Source organism: Bradyrhizobium sp. AUGA SZCCT0158 (assembly GCF_018130065.1).
Classification (GTDB): Bacteria; Pseudomonadota; Alphaproteobacteria; order Rhizobiales; family Xanthobacteraceae; genus Bradyrhizobium.
This window is the reverse complement of the sequence record NZ_JAFCME010000016.1, coordinates 166,573-180,634: the sequence shown is the minus strand read 5'-3', so window position 1 is coordinate 180,634 and position 14,062 is coordinate 166,573. Positions and strand designations below refer to the sequence as shown.

The following is a 14,062-nucleotide window of genomic DNA, read 5'->3' as shown; positions in this document are numbered from 1 at the left end:
GGGACGACGGTGGCAATAGAGGCCGTCTCACCGGGGAGAGCGCGTCATAAGCCGTAAAGCCATTGCGCAGGGAAGGCCGGGTGTTCTCCGCTGCCCTGTATGCTCGTGTGCAGCTTTCTTAGCACAATCCGCACACGGGACCGCGGGTGCAGCGCGCACCCGGTCTTCCCTGCGCCCTCTGTTTGGAGGGTGGGAAGTTTGAGCAACAACTCGGGCGCAATGCGTCGCGAGAATGCGAAGGTGCGTTTTGCATGATGGTGCAGCAACAAACACCACCGTCGTCCCGGCCTTGAGCCGGGACCCATAACCACAGGAAGACGTTTTGCGAAAGGTCTCTGCTACCGAGCTTCTATTGAGAGATCACGCGGTATGGGTCCCGGCTCAAGGCCGGGACGACAATTTGGATGTTTGGTGGCGTTCCCAGACTCAGCTAAACGCGTTCCGCAGCTTCTGCGCCATATCGAGCAGGGCCGGATTATGCTTCACCATGCGCTTGGTGCGGTTCAGCCCCGACATCACGCCCGCGGCGAGCTTGCCGCGCTGGCTCAGGGGGATGAAACTGTCGAAGATCGGCTCGTCGTCCTTGCAGAACAGCCGCTTGTAATCGTCCGATCCGATGCCGAGATCGAAGGCGCGATAATCCTTAGCGGCGAAGTGATCGATGATGTCGCGCATCAGGATCAGGCCGGGGCTGTATTTCGAATTGGCCGACATCGTGTAGGTGTTGAACATCATCGAGAAGCGATGGCCGTCGTCGACGCCGGTGAAGATCGCGATCACTTCCTCGTCGCATTCGAGCGCGTGGATATCGATGACGCGATTGCCGCCGGCCACTTGTGCCGCGCAGGCGCTGCGGATGAAATTCTCGATGCCGGGCTCTGCGAATACGTCAGGCAGTTTTTGCTCGGCCATCCGCAGCGGCTTGATGCGGAAGAACCAGTCGAGCAACCGCGTGATGTCGGCGTCGGTGCTGGCGACGTAGTAGCGATAGCCGGGCAGGGCCTGCAGCTTGCGCGCCTTGCCCTTCAGGCGCTGCCGGAACGACTTGCTGATCAGCGTCGTAGGCTCAGCACCGCTCGCCATCTTCAGGAGCGGGCAGTCGTTGGCGGAGGGTTGATGCGGCAGCAGTGCGATCGGGTTCGGCAGATCGCGCCAGTGCAGGGGCTGTTGGTGCAGAGCCAGCACGTCGGCCTCGGCGCGTTGCGCGATGGCCGCGATCAGGCCTTCGATTTCGGCCTTCGTTGCGGTCGCGGCAAAATCCTTGTCCCACAGCGCCATGTTGAAGGTCGAGTGCTTGCCGCCCATGAAGCTGGCGCAGCGCGCGCCGTAGACATGCCTGACTGCGAGCGGCAGCAGCATCAGCGGCCGGCGTTCCGCGTCGTACGCGATCACGATGAAGGGGCTGAGGCCTTCGCGCGCGCCGACATTGCGCTGCCAGGCGCTGACGAAGTCGAAGCGCTGAAAGGGCGTGGAGGATTGCTGCTGCGCGTTTTCCAGACCGCGCCAGATCGCTTCGGCGCCGGCCAGATCGCGGATGATCTCGATGTCGGCGATGCGTCCCGGTTTCGACCAGGTTTGCGTATCCGCCGTTCCGTTTTCAATCGCGGCAGCCATGGTCATCGCAGAACCTGTATAGGAAATTGTTTACAATTTTCGGCTTTGGCCGACCTTCGCAGGGAAATGTCAACAAAGAGTAATAACAATGCAGGCGCGGCGGGGCACCGCGCGGCCGTATTTGGGGACGGGACGTTGGGTCAGGACGTCGGGTTTTTGAGGCGGGCCCAAATGGAGCTCGCTTATTTCAGCGGCTACGCGCTGCTGAAGCAGCGCCGAAGCGGCGGCGCCGGTGTCGTGCTGCGGTTCGAACGCGTGCGCGCGCGGCAGCAACGGCGGTTCCAGCCGCTCAAATGGAGCGAGATCACCCCGCAATTTCTCGACCGGATGATCCGGGCTCTGAAGCGCTGGAAATATGACATCGTCTCGATGGACGAGGTATGCCGGCGCGCGGTCACGTTGCCGACGGCCAATCGGTTTGTCGCGCTGACATTTGACGGCGGCTACAAGGACGTGATGACAGCGGCCTATCCGGTGCTGGCGAAGCACGCCGTTCCCTTTACCATCTATCTGCCGACGGCGTTTCCGGACGGCCTTGGCGAAGCGTGGTGGCTGGCGCTGGAGGACATGATCGCGCGGGAAAACCGCATCAGCCTCGTGATCGATCGCCAGGAGCGGCACTTCGCCATCCGGGACGCTTCCGATAAATATCGGGCGTTCGAATTTCTTTCGAGCTGGATGCGGTCGCTGTCGCCGCCGGATCTGTCATTCGCCATCAACGATCTCTGCAAGCGCTATTCGGTCGACCTTGCGGGCCTCTCGCGCGGCGCGTCGATGGACTGGGACGACCTGACCAGGCTTGCGGCCGATCCGAATGTGACGATCGGTAGCGCCACGGTGAACTATCCGGTTCTGTCGAAGCTGAAAGACGCTGACGCCCTGCGCGAGATGGCGATGGGCAAGGCGGTGACGGAAGCGGCCTTCCAACGCACCATCAAGCATTTCGCCTATCCGTTCGGCGATCGCGATGCCTTTCGCCGGGCGCACGTGGCGATGGCTCAGGAGCTGGGCCTTGCCAGCGCGGCAACCATGTTGCCTGGCGTGGTCGAACCGAAGGGATATACCAATCTGCATGCATTGCCGCGCGTCGCCTGGGACGGACGGCAGCGTTCGCTGCGCATGATGCGGGTGATGCTGTCGGGGGCGTTTCTTCCGCAGGGAAAGGCGAAACCAACCAATCGCGGGTGAGTGCAAAATTCAGGCGTCGGGCCGCGACATCCAGCTGATGATCGGCATCGCCGGCAGCACCCATCCAAGGCCCGCCACGACGTAGAAAATCGATTGCAACAGCCCCGAATTGGCCAGCCACGGCGTCTGCGCGATGGTCATGCCGAGCAGGGACCAGACCACGACGAGGACCAGCAAAAAGATGGTTCCGACGAATTTGCGGGTACGGATTGTCATGGCGGATATGTGAAGCCTTTACTGAACTTAGAGCCTGTTGCGCGCGGGAAGGGGCGGACTATAAGGGGCGCAGCAATTCAATCAAGCATGGGCATCGAACGGGTTCAATGACCGGTATTTCCAGGAGCGAGGGGCTGCCAAACCGCGCTGTCAGATGGTGGTTGTTTGCGGTCGCGGCCCTGATCGCGATCATGGTGCTGGTCGGCGGCGCCACGCGGCTGACGGAGTCCGGATTGTCGATCGTCGAGTGGAAACCCGTCACCGGAACCTTGCCGCCGCTGACCGATGCGCAATGGGCGCAGGCGTTCGAGGGCTACAAGACGATTCCGCAGTATCGCGAACTCAATGCCGGCATGAGTCTGGCTGAGTTCAAGACCATCTTCTGGTGGGAATGGAGCCACCGGCTGCTCGGGCGCGTGATCGGCGCGGTCTATCTGCTGCCGTTCCTGTTCTTCCTCTGGCGCGGCATGCTCGGCACTGAGCTGAAGCGGCGGTTGTGGGTGATCTTCGGCCTCGGCGCGCTGCAGGGCGCGGTCGGCTGGTGGATGGTGGCCTCGGGCCTCACGCAGCGGGTCGAAGTCTCGCAATATCGGCTGGCGGCGCATCTGATGCTGGCGCTGGTGATTTTTGCGGCGATCGTCTGGACGCTGCTGCGGCTGGCGGACCGGCCGCAACCCGCCGCGTCTTCGCGCCTCAAGATCACCGGCGTCGCGCTGCTGGCGCTGACATTCGTGCAGATCTATTTCGGCGCGCTGGTCGCTGGCCTGCGCGCGGGCAGGGTGTACAACACCTGGCCGCAGATCGACGGCGCCTTCATTCCCTCCTCGGCGCGGCTGTTCTTCGAAGAGCCATGGTGGCGCAATCTGTTCGACAACACGCTCACGGTGCAGTTCGAGCATCGCATGACCGCCTATGCGCTGCTGGCGCTGGCGGTGCTGCATGCGATCGATGCGGTCGCCTCGCGCGCCGGGCCGGCGGTGGTCCGCGGCGCCTGGTGGCTGGTCGCCGCGATCGTCGTACAGGCGGTCCTCGGCATCCTCACGCTGCTGCACCAGGTGCCGATCGATCTGGCCTTGGCCCATCAGGCGGTTGCAATGGTCGTCCTGACGCTGGCGATATTTCAGACCGAGCGGCTGGTCGCCCGCCGCGCGGAACCGGGCCGCGAAGGATTGGTTCAGCCGGTGGGGCAGCCCGGCTGAAAGGGAGAACTCTAAAGCTATTCTAATCTATTGCGATGGCTTGACGCGCTTGTGCCCGGCGTCGCGCTTTACTTGAAATATCCGGACGATAAAACGAACCGGAAATCAGGGTTCGCATCATGTCCTCAGCATTCATCCAGGCCGCAATCATCCTGCTCCGCGAGGGGCTTGAAGCCATGCTGGTGATCGCGGCGCTCGCCGGCTATCTGAGAAAGGTCGGCTCCGCGCACCGTGTCGGCGCGCTGTATGGCGGCGCACTGGTGGCGGTCGGCGCCAGCTTCATCGCCGCCTGGGTGTTCGCGGTGTTCAATTCCGGCGACCACAGCGACGTCCTCGAAGGCGTCATCATCCTGTTCGCCGCCGCCTTGATGCTCTATGTCAGCGGCTGGCTGATGGTGAAGCAGGATCTGCGCGGCTGGCAGGATTATCTGGCGCACAAGGCCGACAGCGCGCTGGCGCAGGACACGGTGTGGGCCGTCGGGGCGCTGGCCTTCCTCGCCGTGTTCCGCGAGGGCGCCGAAACGGTGCTGTTCATCAATGCGCTGGCGAAGACCGAAGGCGGCTGGAGCGCCGGGCTGTTCGGCGGCCTTGCGGCGGCGGCGGTCGGGCTTGCCGTGCTGTTCTATTTCATCAACATGATCGCGCAAAAGCTTCCGCTGCGTCCGCTGTTCGTTATCACGTCGGCGTTCCTATTCGCCATGGCGATCAAGTTCATCGGCGAAGCCGTGCAGGAATTCCAGGAGCAGACGATCATCACGGTGACCGAGGTCAAGGGCAGCGCGTTCTTCACCGCGATCGGACTCAATCCGAGCATCGAAGCCCTGTCGATCCAGCTGCTGGTCATTTTGTTCGCGCTCGCGACCTATTCGGTATTCCAGCGCAACAGCCGCCTGATGCGCGAAGACAAGGCGGCGTCGCGTCCGGCCGAGTAGTCCTCACGTAACTCTCAAGCGGCCTGCCGCTTGAGATCGAGATAGTCGAGCCCGATATCGAGCGCGGCCGAGCTGTGGGTAATCCACCCCGCCGAAATCAGGTCGACGCCCGTCGCCGCGATCGCCTTCGCGGTGGCAGCGGTGATGCGGCCGGAAGCCTCGGTGATCGCCCTCCCGCCGGTCATGGCCACGGCCTGCCTGAGTTCCTCGTTCGACATGTTGTCGAGCAGCACCGCGTCGACGCCGAGCGCCAGCACTTGTTCGAGCTGGGCCAGCGTGTCGACCTCGACCTCGATCTTGACGAGGTGACCGGCATGAGCCTTCGCGCGTTCAATGGCGGTGCGGATATCGCCGGCCAGCGCGATGTGGTTGTCCTTGATCAGGATGGCGTCGTCGAGGCCGAAACGGTGATTGCCGCCGCCGCCGGCGCGCACCGCATATTTCTCCAGCGCGCGCAGCCCCGGCGTCGTCTTGCGCGTGCAGACGATCTGCGCCTTGGTGCCTTTCGCGGCCGATACCAGCGAGGCGGTGGCCGTCGCAACGCCGCTGAGATGACAAAGGAAGTTCAGCGCCGTCCGTTCGCCGGTCAGCAAACCGCGTGCGGGGCCTTCGATGGTCGCGATGACTTCGCCCGGCGCGACGACGCTGCCGTCGGGCCGCTCCGCACGAAGCGTGATCGCGGGCGAGGCGAACTGGAACGCGCAGCGCGCGATGTCGAGGCCCGCCACGACGCCGGGCTGCCGCGCGCGCAGCACCAGCGCGGCCTGCTGGTCGGCAGGCACGATCGCGTCCGCCGTGATGTCACCGGCGCGGCCGAGATCCTCGAGCAGGGCGGTTCGCACGATCGGTTCGTACATGATGGGCAGGAGGGGATTCAGCGTCATGATTGGGCACTCCCAAGAGACAAGGTGTCGGATTCCACAATCTCGCGAGCGGCGTCGAGCGCCTCGGAAAGCGAGATTGATGACGGCGCGGCCGACGGCAGCGTGTCGGGATAATCGGTACGAAAGTGCCCGCCGCGGCTCTCCTCGCGCTGGTATGCGGCGACGGCGATCATCAATCCCACCAGTGCCGGATCGGATGCCGCGCCGTCTCTGTGGGCGATCGGCAAGAGGCCCCGAACCAGCCGACCGATTGCGCTGCGGTCGCGGAGCACACCGAGGCCTTGCGACATCATCGGCCGTATCGTCGATGGATCGGAGGCGGGCAGGGGCGTAAGGGGCGCACGCGCCTTCAATGGGCCGCGGCTCGCCCGGCTGACGCTCCCCGCCACCCACTCGGCGCAGACGATGGCTTCCATCAGCGAATTGCTGGCGAGACGATTGGCGCCGTGCAAGCCGGTGCGGGCGACCTCGCCGCAGGCCCAGAGGCCATTGACCGTGCTGCGTCCTTCGAGATCAACGGCAATGCCGCCCATGTGGTAGTGCACGGCGGGCCGAACCGGAATCGGGTCGGTCGCAGGATCGATCCCGGCCATCTTGCAGAACGCCGAGATGACCGGATAGCGCCCGGCAAAATCCTTGCCCGGATGCTTCCGTGCGTCGAGAAATACGCGATGACCTTCGGCGCGGCGGCGCCAGACGGCGCGGGCGACGATGTCGCGGGCTGCGAGCTCGGCGCCGGGCTCATCCGCCATGAAGCGCTCGCCGGTCTCGTCGATCAGGGTTGCGCCGTCGCCTCTGATGGCCTCGGTGAGCAGCGGCATCGGCCGCGAGGGCCCATCGAAGGCGGTCGGATGAAACTGGACAAACTCCAGGTCCGACAGCTGCGCGCCCGCGCGCGCCGCCAGCGCAAGGCCCTGACCAAAACAGCCGGACGGATTGGTGCTGTCGAGAAACAGTCCGCCGATGCCACCGGTCGCGATCACGACGCGGCCGGTATCGATGACGAGCGGGCCGTGCGCGTTGACGGCGAGCACGCCCTTGACGGCGTTGTCCTCGACGATCAGCCGGCGTGCCTCGACTCCCTCCAGCAGCGTGATGGTTGGGCAGCGGCGTACCGCCGCGATCAATGCCCGCATGATCTCCCGGCCGGTGCCGTCGCCGGTGGCATGAACGATCCGGTTGCGGCTGTGGGCGGCTTCGAGGCCAAGCCTCCAGCGCCCATCCGGCCGGCGGTCGAAGGCGACGCCGAGTTGCGCGAGATGTTCGACCGCCGCGGGCGCCGCGTGGACGATCCGGCTCGCAGTCACGTCGTCGCAAAGCCCGGCACCGGCGGCGATTGTGTCAGCCAGATGCAGGGCAGGGTCGTCGTCCGCGCCCATCGCGGCCGCCAGTCCGCCTTGCGCCCACAGGCTGGAGGCTTCCGCACCCAATGGGGCCTTCGACACCACCAGCACCGGCTCCGGCGCCAGTTGCAATGCCGTCATCAATCCTGCGGCGCCGCCGCCGATGATCACGGGACGGTTGGCCAGCGCTGAAATATCCGTGCTCATATCGCCAGCATCCTCTCGACGGCGCGCCGCGCGGGGGCGACGATCGCGGGATCGATCGTCACCTGGTGCTGATTGGTCTCGAGCGCATGGCGGATATTTTTCAGCGTGATCCGCTTCATGTGCGGGCACAGATTGCAGGGCCGGATGAACTCGACATCGGGATGCAGCACCGCGACGTTGTCGCTCATCGAGCACTCGGTCAGCAGCACGACGCGGGGAGGGCGCTGCTGCTCGACATAGCCGGACATCGCTGCGGTAGAGCCGGAGAAATCGGCTTCCGCCACCACCTCGGGCGGGCACTCCGGATGCGCCAGAACAGTGACGCCGGGGTGGTTCTCACGGATCTGCCTGATGTCGTCAGGCGTGAACAGCTCATGCACCTCGCAATGGCCCTTCCACGCGATGATCTTCACGCCGGTCTGCTTGGCAATGTTCTGCGCCAGATATTCGTCCGGCAGCATGATGACGCGCTCGGCGCCGAGCGACTCCACGACCTTGAGCGCGTTGCCCGAGGTGCAGCAGATGTCGGACTCCGCCTTCACCGCGGCCGATGTGTTGACATAGGTGACGACGGGCGCGCCGGGATAGCGTTGCCGCATCAGGCGCACGTCCGCCGGGGTGATCGAGTCCGCGAGCGAGCAGCCGGCCGCCAGATCAGGGATCAGGACGATCTTCTGCGGATTGAGCAGCTTGGCCGTCTCGGCCATGAAGTGCACACCGGCGAGCACGATGATGTCGGCGTCGACCTTGGTGGCCTCGCGCGCCAGGAGCAAGCTGTCGCCGACGATATCGGCGACACCGTGGAAGATTTCCGGCGTCTGGTAGTTGTGCGCCAGGATGACCGCGTTGCGCTTGCGCTTGAGGTCGAGGATGGCGTCGACGTCGCCTGCGAAGGTTGCCCATTCGGGCGGCGGGATTACGCGCTTGACCCTCTCATAGAGCGGCGCGGTGCGGGCAAGGGCGTCGGAACTGAGACGGGCCATTTATACTCTCCATGAGCATATCATGGCTTACACTTATCCTGAGCATAACCTAAGTCAAGTGCGCGAGAGCGGCAGCTTGGTTCCGGCGACGGCCCGTTCAGCCAGGACGGCGTGGCGGAAGCGGAACAGCTTGGCGGGGCGGCCGACTGTGTCGGCGGCGATTGCGCCAGTTTCCTCAACGAGTTGCTGTTGTTCCATCAGGCGGCGGAAGTTCTGCTTGTGCACCAGCCGGCCTGCAAGCGCCTCAACACTGCGTTGCAGTTGCAGCAGGGTGAATTCCGCCGGCATCAGTTCGAATACCACGGGGCGGTATTTGATCTTGGCCCGCAGCCTGGCGATTCCGGTTGCGAGAATGCGGCGATGATCGGCTGTCATCGGCCGGCCGGGCACCAGCGTGGCTGCGTTACCGCTTTCGCGAACCGCTTCCGGAATGAGCGCGGCCTCAAACAGCAACTCGTAGCGCTGCAGCACGAGCTCTTCATTCCACTCACGATCCTCAAAACCGAACGTGATCGCGACGCGCTGCCAGCGCTCCCGCTGCAGCGCCGGCGAGGCGGCGGATTTCGCCCATGCGCGCAGCCGCGGTGTCAGCAGCTTTGCGAGCAGAGCAGGCGGCCCTTCCCGATGATCTTCCCAGGGGAAATAATCATACCAGCCGGACCAATGCGCCGCTGCCCCGTCGGCGACTTGATCCTCCCGGGTCAGCCCGAGATAGCTGATTGAGACGGAGTGGGGTGATGAGCCATCGCCGGTCCGTCCGCGGTCGGCAAACGTATAGAGCTGCTCGACATAGCCGAGCGGATGGCCGGTTTGCGCTTCGACCCACGCCCGCAAACCTGATTGCAGAGAGCGGTGCTTGAATTCGAACGGCCCGCTCGGCAACGCACCCGCATTGGCGATCGTCATGATCTTGGGTTGGCCGTCGGTTACGGCGACCAGCACGGCGACCAGGTCGGCGGTGATCGCGCGCGCGGAATCCGGTATTTTAGTTTTTCGCAGTGGCCCTGCCACGTCCAAAAGTCCGTTTCTGTTGCAGTCGCGGCTAGCGATAGCCGTAGACGCCGCCGGCATAAGGCAGGCGACTCCAGTAGGGCGTGTAGGGGCCGCCGTAATAGGGGCCATCGTAGCTGTAGGAATGGCTGGTCCCATAATAGCCCGGCAGGGTGTTGGAGCCCGGCAGCAACGGCACGCCGTTTACGAGCGGCGCATAGGGGACGACGCCGACCGGCGTGAACAACACGTCGGGATCGGCTTCCTCGACCACCACCAATTGCCGGCCGCGCCGCACGTAAAGAGGCGCTGCAGCAGGAGCAACCGTGGTCCGGTAATTGTAGTGCGCGCGGGGCAGGCCCGGCGGCAATTGTTTTGTGGCGCGAACCGCGGCCCGCCTAGAGGCGGCGACGTTATTGACGCGCTTCGCCACGGCTGGACTTTTGGCGGATGTGGTCGCGGCCGGGCTGTCGGCAGGCTTTGCTACCGCGGGGCTATCGGTGGCCTTGGCGGCCCCGGGGCTCTCGTCCGCGGCAGCAGCTCCGATCGCGAAAATCGCGACCAGAAATGGCGTCATCCAGCGCAGCATCGTTTGCTCCGAATCATCAAGGGCGGCTCAGCGCCACTTTATGCCGGAATGAGCGTTAATGAGAGGCCTGTGATTTCAGGCCGGATGGCCGGCTGAGAGGCGGCGGCCACCAGTTGTCGTCACCCGCGAAGGCGGGTGACCCAGTATTCCAGAGACGTCGGTGATGACTCGATAGGCCGCGGCGTACTGGGTACCCCGCTTTCGCGGGGTACGACGACTGAGTTGCTTGCCTTACGCCGTCAGCGCCTGTTCCAGATCGGCGATCAGATCTTCCTTGTCCTCGATGCCGATCGACAGCCGGACCACGTCGGGGGCGGCGCCTGACTTCACCTTGGCGGCGTCGTCGAGCTGGCTGTGCGTGGTCGAGGCCGGGTGGATCACCAGCGAGCGGGTGTCGCCGACATTGGCCAGATGCGAGAACAGTTTCAGGTTCGACACCAGGTTGACGCCGGCGTCATAACCGTCCTTGAGGCTGAAGGTGAACACCGCGCCGGCGCCCTTCGGTGCGTATTTGCGCGCCAGGTTGTTGTACCTGTCGCTGGCGAGACCCGCATAGTTCACCGCGGCGACCTTGGGATGGCCGGCGAGAAATTCCGCGACGGCCTTGGCGTTCTCGCAATGCTTCTGCATGCGCAGCGGCAGCGTCTCGATGCCGGTCAGGATCATGAAGGCGTTGAACGGCGACAGTGCCGGGCCGAGGTCACGCAGGCCGAGCACGCGGCAGGCGATCGCGAAGGCGAAATTGCCAAAAGTCTCCTGCAGCTTGATGCCGTGATATTCGGGGCGCGGCTCGCTCAGCATCGGATATTTGTTGTCCTTCGACCAGTCGAAGGTGCCGGCATCGACGATGATGCCGCCGAGCGAATTGCCGTGGCCGCCCAGAAATTTCGTCAGCGAATGCACGACGATGTCGGCGCCGTGATCGATCGGGCGGATCAGGTAGGGGGTGGCCAGCGTATTGTCGACGATCAATGGCACGCCGGCCTTGCGGGCGACGGCGGCGATCGCCTCGATATCGGTGATGCTGCCGGAGGGATTGGCGATCGACTCGATGAAGATCGCCTTGGTGTGCGGCGTCACCGCGCGTTCGAAGCTTGCGACATCATCGGAATCTGCCCATGCGACGTTCCAGCCAAAGCTCTTGAAGGCATGGGTGAACTGGTTGATCGATCCGCCATAGAGTTTGCGCGCGGCGATGATCTCGTCGCCCGGCATCAGCAATTGCTGGAACACCACCACCTGGGCGGCGTGTCCGGACGCGACCGCAAGCGCGGCGGTGCCGCCTTCGAGTGCGGCGACGCGTTCTTCCAGCACGGCGTTGGTCGGATTGCCGATGCGGGTATAGATGTTGCCGAAGGCCTGCAGGCCGAACAGCGACGCAGCGTGATCGGCGTCGTTGAAAACGAAAGACGTGGTTTGATAGATCGGTGTCGCCCGCGCGCCGGTGGTCGGATCAGGCTGCGCGCCCGCATGCACGGCGAGGGTCGAAAATCCCGGGTGACGATCGGTCATTCTGTGCGTCCTGTTTTGGTTCGTCGAAAATGCGCGGCATGCTGATCGCAAGCCGCGTCCGCCGTCAAGGCGACCGTTTCACATATCGTGGATTAGGAACGGACGTGCTTCATGGTGCCACGTTTTCGAAACAATCGTTTCGCATCTGCGTTACGACGGAGCCTTGTCGGCTCTGCTTTTTTGTTTTGACGCGTTTTCCTGGCGCGAACCGGTACCCACTTCGCTTGAAAACGCTATGGCTCGCTCTTGTTTTTCGCGGCGCGGTCGGAGGCCGCGGTTTCACCGCCGCCGACGCTCATCCGGTTCAGCGACAGCCGCATGCCCTGCGTCGGGATCGGCGCGCGCTTGGAGCTGAGCGTGCGTGAGTTGACGCCCATCCAGGAAATCTCCGATGACAGCCTTCCGTACTCGATCTTCGGGCAGCGGTTCATCACGACCTTGATGCCGGCGGCTTCGGCTTTTTCCGCAGCGGCGTCGTCGCGCGCGCCGAGTTGCATCCAGATCACTTTCGGCAGCGGCGACAATTTCAGGGCTTCATCGACCACAGGCATGATGTGGCTGGAGTTGCGGAAGATGTCGATCATGTCGATCGGACGGTCGATATCCGCAAGCGAAGCAACGAAGGGTTTGCCGAGCAGGCTCTTGCCAACATGCCCTGGATTGACCGGGATCATGTCGTAGCCGCGCTGCGCCAGATATTTGAACGCGAAGTAGCTCGGCCGCACGTTGACCGGCGAGGCGCCGACCATCGCGATCGATTTCACGCTGTTGAGGATCGCGCGGATGTAATTGTCGTCGTAGGCGTCGTGGTTCATTTACACAATTCCCAATTCCTCATGGTGAGGAGCGCGTCTTCGCGCGTCTCGAACCGTGAGGCCACAGTGCGGGCCTCATCCTTCGAGACGCGGCGAAGACGCCGCTCCTCAGGACGAGGAGATACAATTTTTACTTATCTTGCCATTTCGGCTCGCGTTTCTCGATGAAGGCGCCGATGCCTTCCTCGGCGTCGCGCGCCATCATGTTTTCGGTCATCACCTCTGCGGCATAGCGATAGGCGTCGGCGAGGCTCATTTCGACCTGCCGGTAAAATGCTTCCTTGCCGAGTTTCACGGTGTAGGCGGATTTGAGCGCGACCTTCTGCGCGAGTGCAATCGCCGCATCGCGTTCGGTGCCGGGTGCAACCACGCGGTTGACGAGGCCAAGGCCCCGCGCCGTCGTAGCGTCCACCGGCTCGCCGGTGAGCAGCATTTCCATCGCCTGCTTGCGCGGCACGTTGCGCGACAGTGCCACCATCGGCGTCGAACAGAACAGCCCGATATCGACACCGGGCGTGGCAAAACTCGCGTTCTCGGAGGCGACCGCCAGATCGCAGCTCGCCACCAGCTGGCAGCCGGCGGCGGTGGCGACGCCCTGAACGGCTGCGACCACCGGCTTCGGCAACTGCACGATCGCCTGCATCATCGCGCTGCAGGCGTTCATGATCTCTGCGAAATAGGCGCGGCCGCGATCGGCGTCGCTGCGGCGCGCGGTCAGTTCCTTCATGTCGTGACCGGCCGAAAACGCCGGGCCGTTGGCGGCGATAACCAGCGCGCGTACATTCTTGTCGTCGTGAATGTCTTTCAGCGCCGCATGCAGTTCGGCGATCAGGCCTTCCGACAGGCTGTTGCGCGCCGCGGGCCGGTTCAAGGTAAGCACAGCGACGCTGCCGACCCGCTCGCGCAGCAGGATCGGCGATTGAGGGGCGGGCGCGCGGGCGGTCTGGGGCGACATCTCAAAATTTCCACTAAGTGGTTTTCTTGGGTTTTGTTTGGGCTTTGATGACAACTTAATGTAACAGGCGGTCTGAAGCGAGGGCAGGGGTCAGCATGGCGGCAGCGAAAATGAGCGTGGCTGAACTGGAGAAGTTCCTCCACGACGAATTCCCGCAGGCGTTCAAGGGTGGCGATATCACCATCGAAAGCGCCGATGGCGAAACCTGCCTGCTGCGCCAGCGCTATAACGAGAACATGCTGCGCCCGGGCGGTACGGTGTCGGGCCCGACGCTGATGGCGATGGCCGATTTCGCAATGTATGTGGTGCTGCTGTCGGCGATCGGGCCGGTTGGGCTTGCCGTGACCACCAATCTCAACATCAATTTCCTGCGCAAGGGCCAGCCTGGACAGGACGTGCTGGCCGCAGCGCGGCTGTTGAAGCTCGGCAAGCGGCTGGCGGTGGGGGAGGTCAACCTGCTGTCGGGCACGTCGCCCGATCCGATCGCGCACGTGACGTCGACCTATTCCATTCCAAACAAATAGGCTTTTATACGGTAATATAACACCATATTTATAAGCTGTTGTTTTTGCTATTGTAATTATCGTCGCTTGGCATTGACGCGCCGCGCGCGGTTCTCTAGAAACCGCGCAGTT

The 14,062-nt window shown here is 63.7% G+C and carries 14 protein-coding genes; 4 read left to right on the top strand and 10 right to left on the bottom strand.

Features of this window, described 5'->3' with window-relative positions; all coding sequences use genetic code 11:
• Nucleotides 1–426: 426 nt before the first annotated feature.
• Nucleotides 427–1,620: a GNAT family N-acetyltransferase gene (locus JQ574_RS23120; RefSeq protein WP_212208143.1), complete on the bottom strand. Its 1,194-nt coding sequence runs from the start codon at nucleotides 1,618–1,620 to the stop codon at nucleotides 427–429.
• 129 nt (nucleotides 1,621–1,749) lie between these two features.
• Here JQ574_RS23120 and JQ574_RS23115 point away from each other — a divergent pair, with 129 nt between their 5' ends.
• Nucleotides 1,750–2,802 carry a polysaccharide deacetylase family protein gene (locus tag JQ574_RS23115; protein WP_409363388.1) on the top strand — a complete coding sequence of 351 codons (1,053 nt, stop codon included), beginning with the start codon at nucleotides 1,750–1,752 and terminating at the stop codon, nucleotides 2,800–2,802.
• 9 nt (nucleotides 2,803–2,811) lie between these two features.
• Here JQ574_RS23115 and JQ574_RS23110 read toward each other — a convergent pair whose 3' ends face one another.
• On the bottom strand, nucleotides 2,812–3,018 hold the full coding sequence (locus tag JQ574_RS23110) for a DUF2842 domain-containing protein (protein ID WP_192733494.1): 207 nt from the start codon (nucleotides 3,016–3,018) through the stop codon (nucleotides 2,812–2,814).
• A gap of 107 nt (nucleotides 3,019–3,125) precedes the next feature.
• Here JQ574_RS23110 and JQ574_RS23105 point away from each other — a divergent pair, with 107 nt between their 5' ends.
• Nucleotides 3,126–4,217: a COX15/CtaA family protein gene (locus JQ574_RS23105; RefSeq protein WP_212208141.1), complete on the top strand. Its 1,092-nt coding sequence runs from the start codon at nucleotides 3,126–3,128 to the stop codon at nucleotides 4,215–4,217.
• A 119-nt stretch (nucleotides 4,218–4,336) separates the two neighbouring features.
• On the top strand, nucleotides 4,337–5,149 hold the full coding sequence (locus JQ574_RS23100) for an FTR1 family protein (RefSeq protein WP_212383948.1): 813 nt from the start codon (nucleotides 4,337–4,339) through the stop codon (nucleotides 5,147–5,149).
• A 14-nt stretch (nucleotides 5,150–5,163) separates the two neighbouring features.
• Here JQ574_RS23100 and nadC read toward each other — a convergent pair whose 3' ends face one another.
• From nadC to JQ574_RS23060, 8 genes are all read right to left on the bottom strand, one after another.
• A complete protein-coding gene (gene nadC, locus JQ574_RS23095; protein ID WP_212208139.1) occupies nucleotides 5,164–6,033 on the bottom strand; it encodes a carboxylating nicotinate-nucleotide diphosphorylase in 870 nt (289 codons plus the stop codon).
• Nucleotides 6,030–7,583 (bottom strand): L-aspartate oxidase, encoded by a 1,554-nt coding sequence (locus JQ574_RS23090; protein ID WP_212208138.1) that lies wholly within the window; start codon nucleotides 7,581–7,583, stop codon nucleotides 6,030–6,032. Before JQ574_RS23090 ends, nadC begins: the two co-directional genes overlap by 4 nt.
• Nucleotides 7,580–8,566 carry a quinolinate synthase NadA gene (nadA, locus tag JQ574_RS23085; protein WP_212208137.1) on the bottom strand — a complete coding sequence of 329 codons (987 nt, stop codon included), beginning with the start codon at nucleotides 8,564–8,566 and terminating at the stop codon, nucleotides 7,580–7,582. The genes JQ574_RS23090 and nadA overlap by 4 nt, the downstream gene beginning before the upstream one ends.
• Before the next feature lie 54 nt (nucleotides 8,567–8,620).
• Entirely contained in the window at nucleotides 8,621–9,577 is a 957-nt protein-coding gene (locus tag JQ574_RS23080; RefSeq protein WP_212208136.1) for an NrtR DNA-binding winged helix domain-containing protein, read from the bottom strand.
• 31 nt (nucleotides 9,578–9,608) lie between these two features.
• Nucleotides 9,609–10,145, bottom strand: a complete 537-nt coding sequence (locus JQ574_RS23075; protein WP_212208135.1) for a hypothetical protein — start codon at nucleotides 10,143–10,145, stop codon at nucleotides 9,609–9,611.
• A 231-nt stretch (nucleotides 10,146–10,376) separates the two neighbouring features.
• Nucleotides 10,377–11,657: an O-acetylhomoserine aminocarboxypropyltransferase gene (locus JQ574_RS23070; RefSeq protein ID WP_212208134.1), complete on the bottom strand. Its 1,281-nt coding sequence runs from the start codon at nucleotides 11,655–11,657 to the stop codon at nucleotides 10,377–10,379.
• Between the two features lie 233 nt (nucleotides 11,658–11,890).
• On the bottom strand, nucleotides 11,891–12,472 hold the full coding sequence (locus tag JQ574_RS23065; RefSeq protein WP_212208133.1) for a CoA-binding protein: 582 nt from the start codon (nucleotides 12,470–12,472) through the stop codon (nucleotides 11,891–11,893).
• A gap of 130 nt (nucleotides 12,473–12,602) precedes the next feature.
• On the bottom strand, nucleotides 12,603–13,427 hold the full coding sequence (locus JQ574_RS23060; RefSeq protein ID WP_212208132.1) for an enoyl-CoA hydratase: 825 nt from the start codon (nucleotides 13,425–13,427) through the stop codon (nucleotides 12,603–12,605).
• Between the two features lie 95 nt (nucleotides 13,428–13,522).
• Between JQ574_RS23060 and JQ574_RS23055 the strand changes: the two genes are divergently transcribed.
• On the top strand, nucleotides 13,523–13,951 hold the full coding sequence (locus tag JQ574_RS23055) for a PaaI family thioesterase (RefSeq protein ID WP_192733483.1): 429 nt from the start codon (nucleotides 13,523–13,525) through the stop codon (nucleotides 13,949–13,951).
• Nucleotides 13,952–14,062: the final 111 nt, after the last annotated feature.